Origin of the sequence: Entomohabitans teleogrylli, from assembly GCF_001484765.1 — a bacterium.
Lineage (GTDB): Bacteria > Pseudomonadota > Gammaproteobacteria > Enterobacterales > Enterobacteriaceae > Entomohabitans > Entomohabitans teleogrylli.
On record NZ_KQ947376.1, the window covers coordinates 484,884 to 505,745 of the forward strand.

The following is a 20,862-nucleotide window of genomic DNA, read 5'->3' on the forward strand; positions in this document are numbered from 1 at the left end:
TCACGCCGCGGCGAGCTGCTTCTGGCGATTCATCAGCCAGAAAACGGCTATCCCGGCCAGCACAATGCCCGGCGCCGATGCCGCCATCACCCCTACGGTGCCGGTGCCCAGCGCCAGCATCTTTCCGGCCAGTAAAGGGCCGCTCATCGCCCCCAGCCGCCCCACCGCGACCGCCGTCCCGACGCCGCTGGCGCGGATTTCAGTACGGTAGAACAGCGGCGCCAGCGCGTACAGTACACTCTGCCCACCGGTGGCGAACAGACCGGCGACAAACCCGGACGCCAGCATCAGGCCAAAGGTCGCCGCGCTACCCAGCGCCAGCAGAGAAGCCAGCATGCCGCTGTAGATCAGCAGCGCCAGGCTCAGCGGACGGAGCTTATCCATCAATGCGCCCAGCAGCAGCGTGCCCACCGCGGCGCCGATCTGTAACGCGAACATCACCCATGCCGCCTGCGCGGCGCTGAATCCCTGCTCCACCAGCAACATTGGCAGCCAGTTGATTAGTATATACACCACCAGCAGGGTGAAGAAATAACACAGCCATAACAGCAATGTGGCGCGGACAGTATCAGGAGCAAACAGCGCCCGTAGCGGAACCGCCTGGCGGATCTGACGCTGACTGAAAGCGCTGGATTCCGGTAGCCAGCGCGCCAGCAGCGGCACCAGCAACAGAGGAATCACGCCGCCCACCCAAAAGACGGTTTGCCACGCCATCGCCGCTCCGGCAAAGCCCAGCGTGGCGGCCAGCGCCGCGCCGATGGGAACGCCGCAGTACATCAGGCTGACAGCCGTTCCGCGTCGCCGCGGACCGGCGGCTTCCGAGGTCAGCGCAATCAGATTGGGCAGCGCCGCCCCCAGCCCGACGCCGGTCAGCAGGCGGGCCAGCACCAGCGAATAAAAATCCCACGCCAGCGCGCTGGCAATGGAAAACAGACCAAACAGCGCCACCGAGCCGATTAACACCCGTTTGCGGCCGAAGCGGTCAGCGAGCATACCGCCCACCAGCGCCCCCGGCAGCAGACCGAGTATCCCGGCGCTGAAAATCCAGCCCATTTGCATTTTATCCAGCGCGAAGTGGCTGGCGATACCGACCGCCGCGATGCCAGCCGCCTGAAGATCCAGCCCCTCCATCAGGGCGACGAGAAAACAGAGTCCGATGGTCATCACCAGACGCGAGTTGTGTTTGGGGATAAGGCCATTCATAGCGATACCTTTGAGGTAAACGATGCAGGTGAAAAGGCGGCGGGTACATTGCCAGCCGCACAGTTAATAACGGGCCAGCCACTGGCGGCCCGGTACAACAAAAATCAGCGGTTACGCAGATCGAGCGCCACGTCGACAATCATGTCTTCCTGGCCGCCCACCATGCGCCGTTTGCCGAGTTCAACCAGAATATCTACCGCGCTGAGTCCATATTTAGCGGCGGCGACTTCACAGTGACGCAGGAAGCTGGAATAGACGCCGGCATAGCCCAGCGCCAGGGTTTCGCGATCCACCCGCACCGGACGATCCTGTAACGGACGCACCAGATCGTCAGCGGCGTCCATCAGGGCATACAGATCGGTGCCGTGGTTCCAGCCCAGCTTGTCCGCCGCGGCGATAAACACTTCCAGCGGCGCGTTGCCGGCGCCGGCGCCCATTCCCGCCAGGCTGGCGTCGATACGGTCACAGCCCTCTTCCACCGCGGCAATGGAGTTGGCAACCCCAAGGCTGAGGTTATGATGGGCATGCATCCCGGTCTGGGTTTCCGGTTTCAGTACTGCCTTCAGCGCGCGGAACCGGGCGCGGATATCGTTCATATTCATCGCGCCGCCGGAGTCCACCACATAGATACAGGTAGCGCCGTACTCTTCCATTAATTTCGCCTGCCGGGCCAGATTTTCCGGCGACGTCATATGGCTCATCATCAGGAATCCGACGGTATCCATGCCCAATTCCCGGGCCGAAGCGATATGCTGTTTTGACACATCGGCCTCGGTGCAGTGGGTCGCCACACGTACTACCCGCGCGCCGGCCTGCCAGGCATTTTTCAGATCGTGAATAGTGCCGATCCCCGGCAGCAGCAGCGTGGCGATACGCGCGTGCTTCACCACGTCAGCCGCCGCCTCAATCCATTCCAGATCGCTGTGAGCGCCAAATCCATAGTTAAAACTTGAGCCCTGCAGGCCGTCGCCGTGGGCCACTTCGATGGAGTCCACCCGGGCATCGTCAAGGGCTTTGGCGATTTGACGTACATTCTCCAGACTGTACTGGTGGCGAATGGCGTGCATACCGTCGCGCAGCGTGACATCGGAAATATAAAGTTTTTTACCGTTCATGCTGCCGCTCCTGAAACGTTAGCCAGTGACTGCGCCATCTTCTCCGCGGTAGCCAGCGCCGCGGAGGTCATAATGTCCAGATTGCCGGCGTAAGCCGGCAGATAGTGGGCCGCCCCTTCGACTTCCAGATACACTGCGGTTTTCAGGCCGGAGAAACGGCCCACGCCCGGCAGATTAACCGGCCGGTCTTTCGGGATCACATCGAACTGCACCTGTTGCTTCAGCCGATAGCCAGGCACATAGGCCTGGACCGCCGCCGCCATCTCATTGATAGAGGCTTCAATCTCCGTCTGGCAGGCCAGGTCGCTGAGCACATAGACGGTGTCACGCATCATCAGCGGCGGTTCCGCCGGGTTGAGGACAATAATCGCTTTGCCCTTTTCCGCCCCCCCTACCACTTCGATAGCTTTCGAGGTGGTCTCGGTAAATTCGTCGATATTGGCGCGGGTGCCCGGGCCGGCGGATTTACTGGCGATGGAGGCGATGATCTCGGCGTAGTGAACTTTAGTGACGCGTGAGACCGCCGCCACCATGGGAATCGTCGCCTGACCGCCGCAGGTCACCATGTTCACGTTGCCGCGATCGAGGTTCTCTGCCAGGTTAACCACCGGCACGCAGTAAGGCCCGATGGCCGCCGGGGTCAGATCCACGAGACGAATGCCCGGTTTTACCGCCCGCAACGCCGCGTCATTTTTGACGTGGGCGCCGGCGCTGGTCGCATCGAACACAATATCGATATCGGCGAACTCCGCCATGCCGATCAGCCCGTCGACCCCTTCATGGGTGGTTGCCACGCCCATGCGCCGCGCCCGCGCCAGACCGTCGGATTCCGGGTCGATGCCCACCATGGCGCCCATTTCCAGATGCTGACCGTGGCGCAAAATTTTAATCATCAGATCGGTACCGATATTGCCGGAGCCAATAATGGCGACTTTTATCTTACTCATGATTGAGATCCTTTATTCTGCGGCGGCGGAAAAGGTCGCCGCGACCGTACCGACACCATCAATCCGCGCTTCAAAACGATCCCCGGGATTCACCGCCACCATCGGACCCAGCGCCCCGGTGAGGATCACATCCCCGGCGCGCAGCGGCTCGCCAAGGCTGGCCATTTTGCACGCCAGCCATACGGCGGCGTTAAGCGGATGCCCGAGACACTCGCTGCCGCGCCCGGCAGACACTTCCTCGCCGTTGCGGGTCATCTGCATCGTGCAACCCTGCAAATCCAGACCATCGAGACGGCGCGCCGGGCCGCCGAGGACATAGACGCCGCAGGAAGCGTTATCCGCCACGGTATCCACGAAGCCTATCGACCAGTCGCGAATGCGGCTGCCCACCACTTCCAGCGCCGGTAGCACCCACGCCACCGCACTGCACAGTTCAGCGAAAGTGGTATCGCCATGGGGCAAATCGTCTTTCAGCACCAGGGCAATTTCCGCCTCAATGCGCGGTTGTAGCACCCGGTCGCAGGGAATGACTTCGTTGTCGCCGTAGCACATATCGGCGAACAGCGTACCGAAATCCGGCTGATCGACCCCGAGCTGGCGCTGTACCTTCGGATGGGTCAGCCCCACCTTGCGGCCGACGATGCGCCGGCCCTGTGCCACGGCGTGCTGCACATTGATCAACTGAATCTCATAGGCGCAATCGCTGTTTTCAACGCCGATAATATCGCGCAGCGGCGCGATGGCCTGCCCGTGGCGCTCTGCGTCGCGCAGGGCTAACGCCAGGTCGTGAGGGGAAAACGTCCCCATATCATTAGAAAATGCAGACATACACTGTTCCTGTTATCAGCGGCGCAGGAAATCCAGCACCAGGCGGTTAAAGGCGTCGGCATGTTCCCACTGGGCCCAGTGTCCGCAGTCGCGGTAAACATGCAGTTCGGAGCCGGCGATGCCCGCCAGCAGGCGCAGACCGGTATCCATCGGTACAAAGCGGTCGTTACGCCCCCAGACAATCAGGGTTTGCGCTTTGATTTCACCAAGCCGCGGACTGAAATCCGGGAACTGTTTCGGGTTCGCCTCAATACTCTTCACGAAGTTTTCCAGATGCTCGCGCCGCGACAGCATATTGTTGAGCCGCGCCTCAAACAGCGCGTCGGTCAAATCGCTGGGGTCATAGACGAAGATATTCATCATCTTTTTGAGATTTTCGATGGTCGGTTCGCGGTACAGCCCCTGTAACAGCTTGATACCCTCGGTGGGCATCGGCGTGAACATACTCATGCCGCCGGTTCCGCCGCCCATCAGCACCAGCTTGCCGACGCGTTCCGGCCAGTTGAGGGTAAACGCCACCGCGCTGTGGCCGCCCATCGAGTTCCCCAGCAGGTGTACTTTCTGCAGATCCAGCGCATCGACCACCTCTTTCAGGATGCGCGCATTCAGATCGGAGCGTGACCCGGTATTGACGATAGAATCGCTTTTGCCCCAGCCCGGACAGTCCAGCAAAATCACCCGATAACCGGCATCCACCAGCGGATCAATATTGCGGCTGAAGTTGGCCCAGCCGGTAGCGCCCGGCCCGGAACCGTGCAGCATCACGACCGTTTCAGCGCCGCTGCCGCAGTCGTTGTAGTGGATATGCAGGGTGTTATCCCCTTCGCGGATATCAATGAAACGGCTGGTGGCGGCTTCGGTTTGTTTCTGTTGTGTCATCTACATCTCTCCTGCTCAGTCAGTTCTGTGTGGTGGCGCTCAGGGAGCCGAAACCGGCGATCCATTCGGGGATCGGCCGGTAGTATCGCCCTTCACAGTGCCAGGGACCGCAGGCGGACAGCGCGGCAAAGGCGGCCACCCAGGTCTTGATTTCGTGCGTGGAACGGCCGGCGATAGCGGAAAGCTCCTCGTTGCTGACCGCATCCAGCTCCGCTATCCGCCCCTGCTCCAGCAGCGTCATAAATTGGTTATCCCAGACAGGATTCAGGGGATGCAGACTGTTCTGGTCTTCAACAAATTTCACCGCCGCGTTAATCACCCGCTGCTGGCGCAGTTCGCGCTCGTCAGGGGGAAGCTGTTTACCGCTACCCAGCAGGCGATCGCGCATATGCGCATCGGCATGGGCCAGTTGCGGTACCGGCGGCTGGTGCGACAGCCCGCCAGATCCGAGAATCAGTACCCGCTTATTCAGGGTGTTGATAAAGCGGCCAATGGCTTCCCCCATCATGCGGGTACGCTGGAACCCCGGCAGCGGCGTGGCGACGCCGTTGATAAACACCGGCAATACCGGCACCTTATCCAGCCCGCCGAGTAAAAACTCCAGCGGTTGGGCAAAGCCGTGATCCACCTGCATGCAGTAAGACACCGCCATATCAATGCCGCTTTTCATTAGCGAATGGGCGCAGGCTTCCGCCAGCGCCACCGGTACCGGCAGTTCGCCGGCGGCGCTGGAAAAGTCACCGATGGCGGTGGCGCCGATCCCTAAACAGAATGGCGGCATCACGTCATAGAAAAAGCCGTTGTAGTGGTCCGGCGCGAACAGCACCACCAGTTCCGGATCGAACGCGGCAATCCGATCCCGGGCGGCGGCGATGACGCCATTCACTTCATCCAGCACCTCCTGCGCCGGGTCGACATACCCCACCAGCGGGGTATGGGAAAGACAATGCAAATAAGCATTCATATCAGGCCACCTTCTCTACGGGAGTATCTGCCCCGGTTGCTGTCAGCGTCATGGCCAAAGAGAGCGAATCCATCGCATTACCGAGGGTCTGGGGAATAGCCGTTGCCGCCACGAAACGATCGGGACGCAGTACGGCAATGGATGTCGGGCGTTCAGCGAACCAGGCTTTCAGACGCCCCTGGGTATCGCCGACGCGGATAACGCCGTCATGATTGTCCTGGCTGACGTGAATCTGCACCTCCGGCACTACCTGGATAAAGCGGGTGCCGGCGGTGCGCCAGCGGGCGATTTGATCGGCGCTCAGCCCCCACAGCGGGTTACAACCCCAGGCGATGACCGCGAAGCCAGCGCCAATGGCATCGTCGAGCAGCACCACGTCGCCGCTTTCGAGGGTGACTTTCGGCTGAATAAACATCCTGCCCACCGCACTGTTTTTGGTTTCGTTTTCCGTCACCAGCGCGCCGGCACTGTAGCGAGGCATCGGCTTAAAACGCATTTCGAGGAAGTAGCGCTTCACTGGCGGAATGTAGTTGAGCAGCCAGGAGAGCCCGTCGCGCAGCGCGCCCTGCCAGCGCTTTGGCGGCGCCAGCACATGGCCGGCGGTCACTGACAGATCAATCATCGCCCGGGCGTGATCGCGCCGCTCCTGCTGGTAGGTATCCAGCAACTTATCGCCGGCTTTGCCGTTAACCACCAGCGCCAGTTTCCACGCCAGGTTGAAAGCATCACGCATACCGCTGTTGTAACCCTGTCCCTGCCAGACCGGCATGATGTGCGCGGCATCGCCGGCCAGTAAAATCCGATCGACGCGGAAGCGCTCCGCCAGGCGCGCGTTGTGGGTGTAAACCCGCTGGCGAATCAGCTCGACCCGATCGGGGTCCGGCAGCACTTTGCTTAACAGTCTGCGCATGTTGTCCGGCTCGCTGAGCTGGGCTTCGGTTTCCCCAGGCATAACCATAAATTCAAAGCGCCGCACGCCGTGAGGCAGCGCCGCGGAAACATAGGGTCGAACCGGGTCGCAGCACATATAGATATGCGGGGTGCTGATCGGATCGTTGGCGATATCGATGACGATCCACTGGTTGGGGGCGGTTTTACCTTCAAAAGGGATATTCAGGGTACGGCGCACAAAGCTGGCGCCGCCGTCGCAGGCGACCAGCCAGTCGCACTGTACCGTTTCGTGTTCGCCCTGCGGCCCGCGGATATTCAGGGTCAGCTGATTCTCCTGCTGGCTGAAGGCTTCCACTTCGCGCGAGAACAGCCAGCGCACGTTTGGAAAACGCTTCAGGCCGTCAAACAGCACGCCGTCAACCTGTGGCTGGATGAACGCGTTGCGCCGCGACCAGCCGAACTCATCGGTCATCGGCTGAATATCGGCGAAACAGCGCCCTTTCGGGGTCAGAAAACGCATCGCGTGCCACGGCGTGGTATGGGGCAGTACTTTGTCAACCAGGCCGACCGACTGCATGGCGCGCAGCGCCTCATCGTCAATACCGATGGCCCGCGGGTAGTCGATAAGCTGGTCGAGTTTTTCGATCAACAAAACCTCTACGCCCATCTGACCAAGGTAGTTAGCCATCATCAGGCCGACCGGGCCGGCGCCCAGAATCGTCACCTGAGCGGTGTATTGTACGGCTGGCTGAATATCCGGAGTGGTAGTTGTCATATTGTTACCTCACTACTGGCGCGGGCTCCGCTGCCGGACGACAGACAAAGGGCGGCCCGCTCTTGCTGGCAAGAGAAATTAACGGTTTTTAGCGTCAGGTCTGCGCAGGCAGACGGGGCTACCTGGCGTTACAACACACCGAACGGCGAAATAGCCCTGGCGAGCAAGGGGACGGTTCCACTACGCCGCAAACGCGAGCGGAGAGTTGAGTTGCGATGCAGATACAGGTAGTTGTTCATTTTATGTTATCCGTATGTAACGAATTTTTTGTAGTGAGGCCAGTATATGCCGCGGGTTTTGCGCTACAATCAAAAAATGGCCAAATGTGCACCAGGTGCACATGCTTGTTTTTAAATAATTTTGATGAGTAATCATGAACCGTGAACCGCAAGCTGAATACAAAAACGTCCGTGGTTTAACCCGCGGGTTAATGTTATTAAATTTGTTAAATCGTCTCGACGGCGGCGCCAGCGTCGCCCTGCTGGCGGAGCTTAGCGGCCTGCATCGCACCACGGTTCATCGTCTGCTGGAGACGCTTCAGCAGGAGGGCTATGTGCGACGAAGTTTTTCCGATAACAGTTTCCGGCTAACCATCAAAGTCCGGCAGCTCAGTGAAGGATTTCGTGACGAACATTGGATTTCTGCCCTCGCCGCCCCGCTACTTGGCGATTTATTGCGCGAAGTGGCCTGGCCCACCGACGTTTCCACCCCGGATATGGACGCCATGGTAGTACGGGAAACCACTCACCGCTTCAGCCGCCTGTCATTTCACCGCGCCATGGTGGGCCGCCGCCTGCCGCTACTGCAAACCGCCTCCGGCCTGACCTGGCTGGCGTTCAGCCCGGACAGCGAGCGCCAGCAGATGATCGAACTACTGGCCTCCCGGCCCGGCGACGAATACCAGTTGGCCAGAGAGCCGGTACGGCTGGAGGAAATTCTCCAGCGCGCGCGGCGCAACGGCTACGGTGAAAACTACGGCGGCTGGCAGCAGGAAGAGAAGATCGCCTCCATTGCCGTACCGATCCGCAGCCAGCGTCGGGTGATTGGCTGCCTGAATCTGGTGTATATCGCGAAAGCGATGACCATTGAGCTGGCGGCGGAAAAATACCTTACCGCCCTGCAGCGAGTGGCGCGCCAGATTGAAGAGGATGTCGATGCGCAGGAAGTGCTGATCGAGAATTAACTCACCGCCGCCGCCAGCCGTTCCCGCAGCCAGCGGTGGGCGGCATCGTGGTGGGTACGCTCATGCCAGGCGGCGACTTTGGTAAACCCCGGTACCGCCAGCGGCGCTTCACTGCTCGCCAGCCCCGCTTCGCCGCGCAGCAGGCGCGCCGGTACCAGACCGATCAGGTCGCTTTCCCGCAGTACCGAGAGCAAAAACAGAAAGCTTTGTACCGATAAAGCGATATGGCGGGTTTTTCCCAGCGCCGCCAGCGCGCGATCGGTAACGCCGCTGAACGGATCCCCGGAAAAAGAGACCAACGCCTGCGGCAGCGAACAAAAGCGCTCCAGCGTCATCGGCTCATGCGCAGCCGGATGTCCGGCGCGCATCACGCACAGGTAGCGCTCGTCATACAGTCGTCGGGCGTGCAAATCCGGCGCCAGCGTTTCAGCGGTGAGGACCGCCAGATCGATCTCCCCCTTCTCCAGTTGTTCATGGACCCGGGCATTGTTTACCGGCTGTACGGCAACACGCATCCCCGGCGCATCGCGCAGCAAATCCAGCAACAGCGGCTGGACAATGGCCCGCTGAGCGTAATCAGTCGCCGCCAGGGTGATGTTCAGCGTCGAGCTGGCGGGATCGAAACGGGCGGGTTTCATCAGAGCGTCGATATCGCTGAGTATCTGCTTCAACGGGCCAGCCAGCGCCAGCGCTCTTACTGTCGGCACCATGCCGTGGCGGGCGCGAACAAACAGCGGATCGTCAAAGCTATCGCGCAGGCGGGTCAGCATGGCGCTCACCGCGGGCTGGGTGAGCGCCAGACGGCTGGCGGCGCGAGTGACGCTACGCTCATCGAGCAGCGCATCAAGGGCTTTGAGCAGATTAAGATCGAGCTGACGAAGTTCGCGCACGCCGCCTCCGGGAACGATTAAGATATAAATTCATTTTATATCTATCATCCAGAATGTTAATTATTTTTATATTTAGCCGCTGACTATACTGCAGGCATCAGGCAAACGCGCCCTCACACACAGGAACGATACCATGCTGAACAGTATTCACTGGCCGGAAAAATATACCCCGGGCACCACAGATAATTTTGTCTCTAACGAAGTGATCATTGCCGGGCTCAGCGTCAACGACGTCTGGCCCTACCTGACCGACACGCGCTGGTGGCCGGGCTATTATGAAAATGTCGCCGATGTGCGCTTCCACGATGCCGGCGGTCCGCTGCTTGCCCCCGACAGCCGCTTTCGCTTCACCACTTTCAGCTTCCCCATCGAAGCGGAAGTCAGCGAGCTGGTTGCCCCGCAGTCCGGACGGGCGGCGCGTCTGAGCTGGCACGGCTGGATGGACGGCAATGAACAGCAGGCGCTGGACGTTCTGCACGCCTGGCTGCTGGAAGATTTACCCGGTAACCGGGTGCGTATCCTCACCCAGGAGAGCCAGACAGGCGTACCGGCGCAGCAAATGGCGATCACCGTCCCGAACCCGATGCTCAACGCCCATCAGGCCTGGCTGGACGGGCTGGCAAAAACCGCGCTGGCGAACAAAAAATAATTCAACGCTGACTGAACTGGCGCAGATTCTGCCGCCCGGGGGTGCGGGTAACCTGCGCCGGGCAGGCAGTTACCCGCACCCGGTGCGCGCTTTAACAATCGCGATAAACTCTTCAAGCACCGGGTTAGGGTTGTCGCGCTTCCAGGCCATCAGCAACGCAATGGTCGGCGCCTTGCCCTCCAGCGGGCGGAACACCACCTGGCCGGTGTTAAAACTTTCCATATAACCGGGGATAATCGATACACCCAGCCCCATACCCACCAGATTCATGGTCACCAGAATATTGGTCGCCGCCTGCACCACCCGCGGCTTTAGCGCCTGTCCGATAAACCAGCGCTCGACAATCTCCGACAGCGCGCCGGAATAAGCCGGGTCAGTGCTGATAAAATCCACTCCGTCCAGTTGCTGCGGCGAAATACGCGTCTCGCTGGCCAGCGGATGCCCGGCCGGCATCACCACCACCAGCGGTTCATGAAAAACCTCGACATACTCAATATCCGGGCTGTGGACTGGCTGGCGCATCAACCCGACATCCAGTTCGCCGTTGCGCAATTTCTCCTCCTGTTCGGTGGTGACGACGCTGACCAGCTCGATGGTGGTATCCGGGCGCGCCAGGCGCAGCAGCGGCAGCACTTTCGGCAGCAGATTGACTTCGGCGGAGGGCACAAAACCGATGCCGAGGTGGTCGTCGGCAATCATCGCCCGCCGGGCGCGCATCTTTGCCTGCTCCGACTGGGCGAGGATCGACCGGGCATCATTCAGGAAACATTCCCCTGCCGCGGTCAGCGCCACTTTACGCTTATCCCGCTCCAGCAGCGCCACCCCGACACTCTGTTCCAGGTCCCGTATCTGGCTGCTCAATGAGGGCTGCGACGTATGCAGTTTTTCAGCGGCACGGGTGAAATTCAGCTCCTGCGCCACCGCGACAAAATAGCGTAAGTGCCTCAATTCCATTGAATTACCCCCTCATTGAAAAAATGTCTTAGCTGGTAGTTATTAACTATTTCACAAAATAATAACCAGGCCGCAACATCCTTAAGGCACCACAAAAAGAAGGTCAATACATCTTAAGTTTCGGGATCAAAAAATATGACCACCAACGCAAATTTAGACATCTACCGACTGATCGATACCCAAAAAGGCCGGGTAACGCCGCGCATTTACACCGATCCGCACATTTATCAACTGGAACTGGAGCGCATCTTTGGCCGCTGCTGGCTATTCCTGGCCCATGAAAGCCAGATCCCCAACCCCGGCGATTTCTTCAACACCTACATGGGTGAAGATGCCGTGGTGGTGGTACGCCAGAAAGACGGCAGCATCAAGGCGTTTCTCAATCAGTGCCGCCACCGGGCGATGCGCGTCAGCTATGCCGACTGCGGCAACACCCGCGCGTTCACCTGCCCGTATCACGGCTGGTCCTACGGTATCGACGGCGAACTGATCGACGTACCGCTGGAACCGCGCGCCTACCCGCAGGGACTGTGCAAATCGCGCTGGGGCCTGAATGAAGTTCCCGGCGTGGCGAGCTATAAGGGGCTGATCTTTGGCAACTGGGACACCAGCGCCCCGCCGCTGGTCGACTATCTGGGCGATATGGCCTGGTATCTGGACGGTGTGCTCGATCGTCGCGAAGGCGGAACCGAGATCGTCGGCGGTATCCAGAAATGGGTGATTAACTGTAACTGGAAATTCCCGACCGAACAGTTCGCCAGCGACCAGTATCACGCCCTGTTCAGTCACGCCTCCGCCGTCCAGGTCCTGGGCGCCAAAGAAGACGGCAGCGACAAGCGCCTTGGCGATGGCCAGACCGCGCGCCCGGTCTGGGAGACCGCCAAAGATGCCGTGCAGTATGGCCAGGACGGTCACGGCTGCGGCTTCTTCTTCACCGAACAGCCCGATGCCAATGTCTGGGTCGATGGTGAGGTGTCCAGCTACTACCGGGAAACGTATGCCGAAGCGGAGCAGCGGCTGGGTAAAACCCGCGCGCTGCGCCTGGCGGGCCATAACAACCTGTTCCCCAATCTCTCGTGGCTGAACGGTACCGCCACCCTGCGGGTCTGGCATCCGCGTGGGCCGGATCAGGTGGAGGTCTGGGCATTCTGTATCGCCGATAAAGCCGCCCCCGATGAAGTCAAAGCCGCCTTTGAAAACAGCGCTACCCGCGCCTTCGGTCCCGCCGGTTTCCTTGAGCAGGATGATTCGGAAAACTGGTGCGAAATCCAGAAGCTGCTGAAAGGCTATCAGGCGCGTAACAGCCAGTTGTGTCTGGAAATGGGGCTGGGCCAGGAAAAGCGCCGTGATGACGGTATCCCCGGGATTACTAACTATATCTTCTCGGAAACGGCGGCGCGCGGTATGTACCAGCGCTGGGCCGACCTGCTGAGCAGCGAGAGCTGGCAGGAAGTGCTGGACAAGACCGCAGCATATCAACAGGAGGTGATGAAATGAGCGCGCAGGTTTCCCTGGAATTACACCACCGCATCAGCCAGTTCCTCTACCACGAGGCGGTGTTGCTCGATGACTGGCAATTTCGCGACTGGCTGGCGCTGCTTGATGACGACCTGCGCTACACCATGCGCACCACCGTCAATGCTCAGACCCGGGATCGCCGCAAAGGGGTACAGCCGCCCACCACCTGGATCTTTAACGATAGCAAAGGGCAACTGGAGCGCCGCATCGCACGGCTGGAAACCGGTATGGCATGGGCGGAAGAACCGCCGTCCCGTACTCGCCATATGATCAGCAACTGCCAGGTCGATGAAACGTCGGTGCCGAATGTGTTTGCGATACGGGTTAACTACCTGCTGTACCGCTCCCAGAAAGAGCGCGATGAGACGTTTTATGTCGGTACCCGCTTCGACAAAGTGCGGCGCGCCGATAATGACCAGTGGCGCCTGCTGGAGCGCAATATTGTGCTCGATCAGGTAGTGATTACTTCCCACAATTTGAGTGTCCTTTTCTGATGAGCCGTATTCATGCCTGCCCCGCCGGGGCACTGCCGGAGGGCGAAGCGCTCCGGCTTGACACGACGCCGGTCATCGCCCTGTTCCACGTGGGCGGTGAGTTCTATGCCATCAATGACCGCTGCAGCCACGGTAACGCCTCCATGTCGCAGGGTTACCCTGAAGACGACGCTACCGTGGAGTGCCCGCTCCACGCCGCCAGCTTTTGCCTGAAAACCGGCAAAGCGCTGTGCCTGCCCGCCACCGATCCGCTCACCACTTACCCGGTCCATGTGGAAGATGGCGAAGTGTGGATCGAATTACCGGAGTGACCAATGAGCGACCTGAAAGATGAAGTGATACTGGTGACCGGCGGCGGCTCCGGACTGGGGCTGGCGCTGGTGGAGCGTTTTATTGAAGAAGGCGCCCGGGTCGCCACCCTGGAACTTTCGCCAGCGAAAGTCGCCAGCCTGCGCCAGCGCTTTGGCGAACATATTGTCGCCGTCGAGGGTAATGTCACCTGCTATACCGATTATCAGCGCGCGGTGGACGTGACATTGTCACAGTTTGGCCGTCTCGACTGTTTCATCGGCAACGCCGGGATCTGGGACCATAACGCCTCGCTCGTCGGAACGCCGGCAGAACGCCTGGAGAGCGGCTTCCACGAATTGTTTAACGTCAATGTCCTGGGTTATCTGCTGGGCGCTAAAGCCTGCGCCCCGGCGTTAATCGCCAGCGAAGGGAGCATCATTTTCACCCTGTCCAATGCCGCGTGGTATCCCGGCGGCGGAGGGCCGTTGTATACCGCCAGTAAACATGCCGCCAGCGGGCTGATTCGCCAGTTAGCTTACGAGCTGGCGCCAAAAGTGCGGGTCAACGGCGTCGGTCCCTGCGGTATGGCGACCGACCTGCGCGGCCCACAGGCGCTGGGACAGAGCGAAACCTCTATCATGCAGTCCCTGACCCCGGAGAAGATCGCCGCCATATTGCCTCTGCAGTTCTTCCCGCAGCCGGCGGACTTCACCGGTCCCTACCTGATGCTGGCCTCACGGCGCAACAATCGCACCCTGAGTGGGGTAATGATCAACGCCGACGCCGGACTGGGCATCCGTGGCATCCGCCATGTGGCGGCCGGGCTGGATCTGTAAGGAAGCGACCATGACTGTAAAAACGATTATTATCGTCGGCGGCGGACAGGCTGCGGCGATGGCCGCGGCGACATTGCGCCAGTTGGGTTTTGATGGCGCGCTGTCGCTACTGAGCGACGAAGCGCATCTGCCCTATGAACGTCCGCCGCTCTCCAAGGCCATGCTGCTGGACGAACAACCGGCGCTACAGGAGGTATTACCGCAAGCGTGGTGGCGACAACATCATGTCGATGTGCGCCTTAATACCGCCGTCACGGCCATTGACAGCGCGAACCGGCAGTTAACGCTGCACGACGGGCGTACTCTGAACTGGGATCGCCTGCTGCTGGCCACCGGCGCCGCGGCGCGTCCTTATCCGCTGCTTGATGCCCTGGGCGATGCCAGTTTCACTCTGCGCCACGCCGCGGATGCCATGCGCCTGCGTCAGGCGCTGTTTTCCGGCCAGCGCGTGGTCATCGTCGGCGCCGGCACCATTGGTCTGGAACTGGCCTCCAGCGCGGTACAGCGCGGATGCGCCGTCACAGTGGTGGAAATGGCGCCGGTCGTCATGGGACGCAACGCCCCTGAGCCAGTGCGCGACTACCTGCTGGCGCGCCATCGCGCCCGGGGAGTGCGTTTCCAGCTCGGCACCACTGTCGAAGCGGCGCAGCGCAACGATAATGGCATCACCCTGACCCTGCAAAATGGCGTTACGCTCAATGCCGATCTGGTGGTCTACGGTATTGGCATTATTGCTAACGATGCGCTGGCGCAGCGCGCGGGGCTGGAAACCGCGAATGGCATTGTGGTGGACAGCACTGGCCGGACAACGCATCCGGCCATTTACGCCGCCGGCGATGTCACCCTGGTGCGCCAGTCGGACGGTACCCTGCTGCGGCGCGAGACCTGGGAAAACGCCAGCCAGCAGGCGGCAACCGCGGCGGCGGCGATGTGTGGACTGTCAATACCGGTCCACTCGCCGCCGTGGTTCTGGACCGATCAGTATGATGACAATCTCCAGTTTGTTGGCGATGTGTCTGGCGATGGCTGGTTGCAGCGCGGCTGCCCGCAACAGGGCAAAGCGCTCTGGTTTCGGCTACGGGATGGCGCGCTGTGCGGCGCCGTCGCCCTCAATCAGGGACGCGAAGTACGGATATTACGCAAACTGATCCTGTCTGGCTGCCGCCCTGATCCGGCCTGGCTGGTTGATGAAAGCGTGGCGCTGAAGTCGTTGTAATCGACCGGTCAACGCCGGGCGGATAACGATTCCGTCCGGCGAGCGCAGCGCTTAATCCGCAGGCGATGGGTCGATTCTCTCCAGCATGGCGCAAAACGCCTGCTCACTGATCCCCCACTGCGGATCAGCCAGACACAAACCAAACTCCTGCTCCAGAGTGCGGTACACCCCGGCGCCGCTGGCAAGGGTGCGCGAGCGGGGTTCGGCACCGCGCGGATAGAAAGTCAGGCGGCGGTTTAACAAAGCCAGCGTTGAACCATCCGGCAACTGGCGCGCCACCTTGAGCTGATGGCGGAAATGCGACGCCGGCCAGGTGGCCGTATAGTGATTCGCCGCCTGATAATCGGCGGGATACTGTATTTCCAGATCGAAGCGGTACAAGGTCTGCCATTCGTCACGATGCTGGCGCAGTAACAGATAATCGCCGCCCTCCTCAACCAGACGATAAGTCCCGTGCGGCGTTGGCTGCGCTTCGCGGCACGCCAGACGCAACGGCGCGGTTAGCGTTACACCGCCAAATCCGACATCAGCGATCCACGCTTCCCCTTCCAGCGTCACCAGCATCAGACGGTGGGTGCGCGGCGGCATTGTCGCCGGTTTCATCACCAGCACCCGCGCCGCCAGCCCGCGTACCTGAAACCCGCACCCACGCAGTACCTGCTCAAACAGGCCGTTCAACTCATAGCAATAACCGCCCCGCCCGCCGCGTACCAGCTTGTTGAAAACGGCGTCGTCGTCAGTCGCAATCGGTCGCTCCAGCAGCACATCGATATTTTCAAAACAGAAAGCGCCGGTATGGGCCAGGTGGAGCCTGCGCAGATTGTCCAGCGTGGCGCCGCTAACCGGTTCGATGTTGAGACGGGCAAAATACGCTGCAGGGTTAAAATCCATATCGCTTCTCCGCTAAGATTATTGTGGTTTTTGTAGGTTAGAGAATGGTTATTATCTCTTTAACTAATTGTGTCGTAAAACGATGGTTGCTGATTTTAGTTTGCCGCTTGTCATTTTTTGCCCAATGCCGGCTCAATAGTGATGAAATTACGCTGGGTATTTTTCTTCGTCTACGCGCGTATAAGATTACCAGCAAAAGTTTACACCAGAGTAAAAAATCTTTCTGACGCTTAAAGACCTGCAGCGATTATTTTTGCGCCCCTCACTGCAATTTATATTTCTCCAATCAATAAACCATGAATGAATGCTGAACTAAATATCTCGGAATAGACTCTCATGGCGCTCAACGATAAAAAATTACTCTCTTTCATTGCCCTGATGTGCGCAGGAAATGAGACACGCATATCTTTTTATATAAAAAACGCCCAGCTTATTTTAACCGAAAATATGGACGATCCGGTCAAAAATAAGTGGGCGTAAACAATAATGGACAATAATGCAAGCGGTATTACAAATAATTCATGTACAACAAAAATCAGGCTACGGCATTTTGATGCAGAAAAATCTCCAGGCTCTCGTCGATGGTTTTACTCAGCGCGCGTATCGCCGCATTGCTGTCCTTAGCGGCAATGGCCTCGAGTAACGCATCATAATCATGAGGAGCCGGAGCGGTGGAATCTGGTGTTGGAAGAAGAAAACTAAAGCCAGGGCCAATTCTCATCCAGAGCTGTTCGATTAATTCCAGTAATGTTGGCATACGGGCATGGCTATAAAGAGTAAAGCGAAATTTTAAGTTTTTATGCAGCGCCTCTTCGTACTGCAGATTTTCCCTGGCGTCTTTGAATTCCTGATACAGCTGCTGAAGATGCGTTAATTGTTCCTTAGTGATATGTTTTATCGCTTCCGTGACAGCCATAGTTTCCAGATTTTTACGGATACCGTTTATTTCCCGATAGCGTTCCTGACGTAAATCCGGCACCTGAAACGCCTGAGCAGGCGTCACTTGTAAACAGCCGGAAGAGACCAGCCGTAATAGTGCCTCACGAACCGGGGTAATACTGGTACCCAATTGCCCGGCGATCTCTTTAGTAATCAAGCGATCTCCGGGTTTAAGCGCGCCGGTAATCAACGCATTCTTCAGCCGTAGTTCAACCTGCATGGTTAAACTCATACGCTGTGCTTTTTCCAGTTCCAACATATTTTTTACTCATCAGTCTCCAGTTTATGGAGGGTGCGCCATTTTACGAAATGTGCGCCAGATAACCCGAGGTTATGTCTGAGCACCCTTAACTTTTAACATCTGATCAACACAAAATCCAATATTTCGATACATTTATTTCTCGAATATGATCACTCCCTCCTGTTCAACAAATTTCCCCCCACCTTCATAGCGCCCGGGAAAATTCCTGTCGCGATCGCCTCAGAGTGGATTAACATGAAAGACAAGCGCCATCTCGCCATTCCGGAAACCCAAATGACGGCTAATGTAATGCACCGCTACAAAGCGTTTTCCATCGGCCTTGGTCTGTTGGCTAGCGCCATCCTGGTCGTCATTGTCGCTTCCCGTTACTGGAGCGACTTTATTCAATGGTGTCTGGAGCAGCAAATCGTACTGCATCGCTACCTGGTGCTGTACCTGCTGCAACTCAACGATCACCAGTACAGCGGCGGCGCCTGGCTGCTGACCGGCGCGTTTTTCTACGGCGTATTACACGCTATTGGCCCCGGACACGGAAAGTTTATCGTGACCAGTTGGCTTTCCACGCACCAGGAGAGCGCCACCGTCGCCCGGGTGGTTCCGTTCCTCGGTAGCCTGATGCAGGGCGTCAGCGCTATTGCCTTCGTCTGGGTACTCGCTGTCGGGTTTAATCTTGCCGCCGGCGATCTCAGCCAGAGCCGCTGGTATGTCGAAAAAGCCAGCGCCGTGCTGATCGGCCTGTTCGGCGCCTTTCTGCTGTGGCGCGCCTGCCGCGAGTTTTTACCCCGACCCCGGCTCTTCCGCGCTCTGCGCCCGCTGCATCAACATGGCCCCGACTGCGGCTGCGGTCACCAGCACGGCGTGGGCTATAACGGCGGCAACTGGAAAACCCATGTTGGCGTTATTCTCGCTGTCGGCGCCCGCCCCTGTAGCGGCGCCATCATGATTCTGCTGTTTTCCAACGCCCTGGGGATCGTCACCTGGGGCATGGCTGCCGTGCTGCTGATGGCGTTCGGCACCGCGCTGTCCATCGCCGGGCTATCGCTGGCGGTCGGGCATATGCGCAATACGGTCAGCCGCATCTGGCTTACGCCTTCTCCGCGGGCGCTGCGCATCACACTGTTCGCCGTTCGCGCCTGCGGCGCGCTACTGCTGATGCTTTTCGCTCTGGTGCTGTTTCTCACTGTCGTACCGGTGAGCGCCAATGGGGACTATATCGCCGCCGGCTGCTAATCCGACGGCTGAACACCCGGCCGCTGGACGACGCCCGCATGGCCTTCATTAAAGCGCACAATCAAATAACTACAGTTGGCGGCGCTCTGGTTGATAAATTCACAATCTCCGGGCGGGCCGAGGGCCAGGCAATCTCCGGCGCGCATCTGGTGGCGGGAACGCCCCTCCAGAAACACCAGTTCCCCGCTCAGCACCCAGATCAGCTGGCGGGCATCAGTGTAGGCCGAGGCGGGCATTGGGATGTTGCTGCCTGGAGGAAGGTCGATCTGTACCAGGTCGAGCGGGAAATCGGTGCGTGGGGAGACATGGCGCCGCAGGTAGCCGCTTTGCGGATCGCGCCAGACCGGCTGCTCATCGCGGCGCAGTAGTCTCCCCTCCTGCATTTCCGCCCGGGCGATCAGCGTCGACATACTGATAGCGAAAGCGCCGGATAACCGGCCGAGCAGTACCGCCGTCGGGCTACTTTCGCCACGCTCAATTTTATGAACCATCGCCCGGGATACCCCGGCCCGCTCCGCCAGATCGCTCACCGACCAGCCGCGGGATTCACGTTCAATGCGAATACGCGTACCAATTCGTTGATTTAAGCTGTCTACTATATTATTCATAGTGTCACTATAGTAAACATGACCAGGGAATCAAGATGAAGATTCGTCACGGAGAGGCCCGCGATTGCGCGGCCATTGCGGAAATTTATAACCATGCGGTGAAGAACACCACCGCGGTCTGGAATGAAAAAACCGTGGATGCCGAGAACCGCGCGGTCTGGCTCGGCCAGCGACAACTGGCCGGTTACCCGGTGCTGGTCGCGCAGGACGGTGAACGCATCGTCGGCTACGCCTCGTTCGGCGACTGGCGCGCCTTCGACGGCTACCGCCATACGGTGGAACATTCGGTGTATGTTCATCCGCAAAGCCAGGGCAAAGGACTCGGACGCACCCTGATGCAGCACCTTATCGGCGAAGCGCAAAAGTTGGGGAAACATGTGATGATCGCCGCCATCGAATCGCAAAACGCGGCGTCGATTAAACTGCATGAACAATTGGGTTTTCGCATTACCGGGCAGATGCCGCAGGTTGGCGCCAAGTTTGGTCGTTGGCTGGATCTGACCTTCATGCAGTTGCAGCTTGATAGCCGCAGCGAACCGGACAGTCGCGAATGAGCCACTCTCTGACCCTGCTGTTTTTGATTGCCGCCGGTATCGGGCTGGTGATTCAGAACACGATTATGGTGCGCATCACCGAATCCGCTTCGACGATTCTTATCGCGATGCTGCTTAACTCGCTGGTGGGGATTGTGCTGTTCAGCGCGATTTTGTTGATCCAGCACGGCAGCGCCGGCGTCAGCGAACTGTTCGGCGCGGTTAAATGGTGGACCCTGATCCCCGGCCTGTTGGGATCGTTTTTTGTCTTCGCCAGCATAAACGGCTACCAGCATGCCGGCGCCGCCACCACTATTGCGGTGCTGGTGGCCAGCCAGTTAATCGGCGGGCTGGTGATGGATGTGGCGCGCAGCCAGGGGATCACACTGCGCGAACTGGCTGGCCCGGTTTGCGGCGCTATACTGCTGGTGGCCGGCGCCTGGCTGGTGGCTCGCCGCCAGTTTTAACGCCGGCTTAGCTAATTATCCCGCCGCGCGTCAACTGCTCGCGGCGCTCTTCATTCTGGCGCTCAACATCTTCTTTATATTGCCTACCGTGGCGGGCAATGGCGTTGCGCAGTCGCTGCTGCTGCTCATAGCGCGCCTCCCGGCTAAGATCGCCATCCTCGCTAAGGGCAATCAACAATTCATTCATATGGGCGATCACGCTTTCGGCGATCGCCGCATCAACCCGGGATTTAACCTCTTCCAGATGTGCCATAACCCCTCCTGATAACCACGCGCCGCAGTACTGCGGCACAGAATCA

23 protein-coding genes are annotated in these 20,862 nt (G+C 59.2%); 10 read left to right on the forward strand and 13 right to left on the reverse strand.

Annotation, left to right across the window (positions count from 1 at the left end; genetic code table 11):
* From mhpT to AQ981_RS02275, 7 genes are all read right to left on the reverse strand, one after another.
* Window positions 1-1,203: a 3-(3-hydroxy-phenyl)propionate transporter MhpT gene (gene mhpT, locus AQ981_RS02245; RefSeq protein WP_058910113.1), complete on the reverse strand. Its 1,203-nt coding sequence runs from the start codon at window positions 1,201-1,203 to the stop codon at window positions 1-3.
* A 104-nt stretch (window positions 1,204-1,307) separates the two neighbouring features.
* A complete protein-coding gene (gene mhpE, locus AQ981_RS02250; protein WP_058910114.1) occupies window positions 1,308-2,318 on the reverse strand; it encodes a 4-hydroxy-2-oxovalerate aldolase in 1,011 nt (336 codons plus the stop codon).
* Complete coding sequence (gene mhpF / locus AQ981_RS02255) at window positions 2,315-3,265, reverse strand: acetaldehyde dehydrogenase (protein WP_058910115.1); 951 nt, start codon at window positions 3,263-3,265, stop codon at window positions 2,315-2,317. Before mhpF ends, mhpE begins: the two co-directional genes overlap by 4 nt.
* Window positions 3,266-3,277: 12 nt before the next feature.
* Window positions 3,278-4,072 carry a 2-keto-4-pentenoate hydratase gene (gene mhpD / locus AQ981_RS02260; RefSeq protein ID WP_058910326.1) on the reverse strand — a complete coding sequence of 265 codons (795 nt, stop codon included), beginning with the start codon at window positions 4,070-4,072 and terminating at the stop codon, window positions 3,278-3,280.
* A gap of 36 nt (window positions 4,073-4,108) precedes the next feature.
* On the reverse strand, window positions 4,109-4,972 hold the full coding sequence (mhpC, locus tag AQ981_RS02265; protein ID WP_058910116.1) for a 2-hydroxy-6-oxonona-2,4-dienedioate hydrolase: 864 nt from the start codon (window positions 4,970-4,972) through the stop codon (window positions 4,109-4,111).
* Window positions 4,973-4,991: 19 nt separating this feature from the next.
* Window positions 4,992-5,936, reverse strand: coding sequence for a 2,3-dihydroxyphenylpropionate/2,3-dihydroxicinnamic acid 1,2-dioxygenase (gene mhpB / locus AQ981_RS02270; protein WP_058910117.1), 945 nt, complete (start codon window positions 5,934-5,936; stop codon window positions 4,992-4,994).
* A 1-nt stretch (window position 5,937) separates the two neighbouring features.
* Window positions 5,938-7,602: a bifunctional 3-(3-hydroxy-phenyl)propionate/3-hydroxycinnamic acid hydroxylase gene (locus AQ981_RS02275; protein WP_058910118.1), complete on the reverse strand. Its 1,665-nt coding sequence runs from the start codon at window positions 7,600-7,602 to the stop codon at window positions 5,938-5,940.
* Between the two features lie 373 nt (window positions 7,603-7,975).
* Between AQ981_RS02275 and AQ981_RS02280 the strand changes: the two genes are divergently transcribed.
* On the forward strand, window positions 7,976-8,785 hold the full coding sequence (locus tag AQ981_RS02280) for a DNA-binding transcriptional regulator (RefSeq protein ID WP_058910119.1): 810 nt from the start codon (window positions 7,976-7,978) through the stop codon (window positions 8,783-8,785).
* On the opposite strand, the gene AQ981_RS02285 is transcribed toward AQ981_RS02280, so the two are convergent.
* A complete protein-coding gene (locus tag AQ981_RS02285; protein ID WP_058910120.1) occupies window positions 8,782-9,675 on the reverse strand; it encodes a LysR family transcriptional regulator in 894 nt (297 codons plus the stop codon). The two genes, AQ981_RS02280 and AQ981_RS02285, sit on opposite strands and share 4 nt — an antisense overlap.
* Window positions 9,676-9,808: 133 nt before the next feature.
* On the opposite strand from AQ981_RS02285, the gene AQ981_RS02290 reads away from it, so the two are divergent.
* A complete protein-coding gene (locus tag AQ981_RS02290) occupies window positions 9,809-10,324 on the forward strand; it encodes an SRPBCC family protein (RefSeq protein ID WP_058910121.1) in 516 nt (171 codons plus the stop codon).
* A gap of 69 nt (window positions 10,325-10,393) precedes the next feature.
* Here the strand turns inward: AQ981_RS02290 and hcaR are convergent, their stop codons facing one another.
* A complete protein-coding gene (gene hcaR / locus AQ981_RS02295; protein ID WP_058910122.1) occupies window positions 10,394-11,278 on the reverse strand; it encodes a DNA-binding transcriptional regulator HcaR in 885 nt (294 codons plus the stop codon).
* A gap of 135 nt (window positions 11,279-11,413) precedes the next feature.
* On the opposite strand from hcaR, the gene hcaE reads away from it, so the two are divergent.
* Genes hcaE through hcaD form a run of 5 tightly spaced genes read left to right on the forward strand, consistent with a single transcriptional unit; the run spans window position 11,414 to window position 15,633 of the window.
* Complete coding sequence (hcaE, locus tag AQ981_RS02300; protein WP_058910123.1) at window positions 11,414-12,775, forward strand: 3-phenylpropionate/cinnamic acid dioxygenase subunit alpha; 1,362 nt, start codon at window positions 11,414-11,416, stop codon at window positions 12,773-12,775.
* Window positions 12,772-13,290 carry a 3-phenylpropionate/cinnamic acid dioxygenase subunit beta gene (gene hcaF, locus AQ981_RS02305; protein ID WP_058910124.1) on the forward strand — a complete coding sequence of 173 codons (519 nt, stop codon included), beginning with the start codon at window positions 12,772-12,774 and terminating at the stop codon, window positions 13,288-13,290. The genes hcaE and hcaF overlap by 4 nt, the downstream gene beginning before the upstream one ends.
* A complete protein-coding gene (gene hcaC, locus AQ981_RS02310; protein ID WP_058910125.1) occupies window positions 13,290-13,601 on the forward strand; it encodes a 3-phenylpropionate/cinnamic acid dioxygenase ferredoxin subunit in 312 nt (103 codons plus the stop codon). Before hcaF ends, hcaC begins: the two co-directional genes overlap by 1 nt.
* Before the next feature lie 3 nt (window positions 13,602-13,604).
* Entirely contained in the window at window positions 13,605-14,417 is an 813-nt protein-coding gene (hcaB, locus tag AQ981_RS02315) for a 3-phenylpropionate-dihydrodiol/cinnamic acid-dihydrodiol dehydrogenase (RefSeq protein WP_058910126.1), read from the forward strand.
* A gap of 10 nt (window positions 14,418-14,427) precedes the next feature.
* Window positions 14,428-15,633: a 3-phenylpropionate/cinnamic acid dioxygenase ferredoxin--NAD(+) reductase subunit gene (hcaD, locus tag AQ981_RS02320; RefSeq protein ID WP_058910127.1), complete on the forward strand. Its 1,206-nt coding sequence runs from the start codon at window positions 14,428-14,430 to the stop codon at window positions 15,631-15,633.
* A gap of 51 nt (window positions 15,634-15,684) precedes the next feature.
* Here hcaD and AQ981_RS02325 read toward each other — a convergent pair whose 3' ends face one another.
* Window positions 15,685-16,524: an arylamine N-acetyltransferase family protein gene (locus AQ981_RS02325; RefSeq protein ID WP_058910128.1), complete on the reverse strand. Its 840-nt coding sequence runs from the start codon at window positions 16,522-16,524 to the stop codon at window positions 15,685-15,687.
* Window positions 16,525-17,059: 535 nt separating this feature from the next.
* Window positions 17,060-17,722, reverse strand: a complete 663-nt coding sequence (locus AQ981_RS02330; protein ID WP_058910129.1) for an FCD domain-containing protein — start codon at window positions 17,720-17,722, stop codon at window positions 17,060-17,062.
* 276 nt (window positions 17,723-17,998) lie between these two features.
* Between AQ981_RS02330 and AQ981_RS02335 the strand changes: the two genes are divergently transcribed.
* A complete protein-coding gene (locus AQ981_RS02335; protein WP_058910327.1) occupies window positions 17,999-18,955 on the forward strand; it encodes a nickel/cobalt transporter in 957 nt (318 codons plus the stop codon).
* Here the strand turns inward: AQ981_RS02335 and AQ981_RS02340 are convergent.
* Window positions 18,952-19,563: a helix-turn-helix domain-containing protein gene (locus AQ981_RS02340; protein ID WP_058910130.1), complete on the reverse strand. Its 612-nt coding sequence runs from the start codon at window positions 19,561-19,563 to the stop codon at window positions 18,952-18,954. The genes AQ981_RS02335 and AQ981_RS02340 overlap by 4 nt on opposite strands.
* Before the next feature lie 35 nt (window positions 19,564-19,598).
* Between AQ981_RS02340 and AQ981_RS02345 the strand changes: the two genes are divergently transcribed.
* Window positions 19,599-20,117: a GNAT family N-acetyltransferase gene (locus AQ981_RS02345; protein WP_058910131.1), complete on the forward strand. Its 519-nt coding sequence runs from the start codon at window positions 19,599-19,601 to the stop codon at window positions 20,115-20,117.
* The gene (locus AQ981_RS02350) at window positions 20,114-20,563 is read left to right on the forward strand and encodes a DMT family transporter (protein ID WP_058910132.1); all 450 of its coding nucleotides are present in this window, start codon (window positions 20,114-20,116) and stop codon (window positions 20,561-20,563) included. Before AQ981_RS02345 ends, AQ981_RS02350 begins: the two co-directional genes overlap by 4 nt.
* 7 nt (window positions 20,564-20,570) lie before the next feature.
* Here AQ981_RS02350 and AQ981_RS02355 read toward each other — a convergent pair whose 3' ends face one another.
* Entirely contained in the window at window positions 20,571-20,816 is a 246-nt protein-coding gene (locus AQ981_RS02355; RefSeq protein ID WP_058910133.1) for a DUF2526 family protein, read from the reverse strand.
* Window positions 20,817-20,862: the final 46 nt, after the last annotated feature.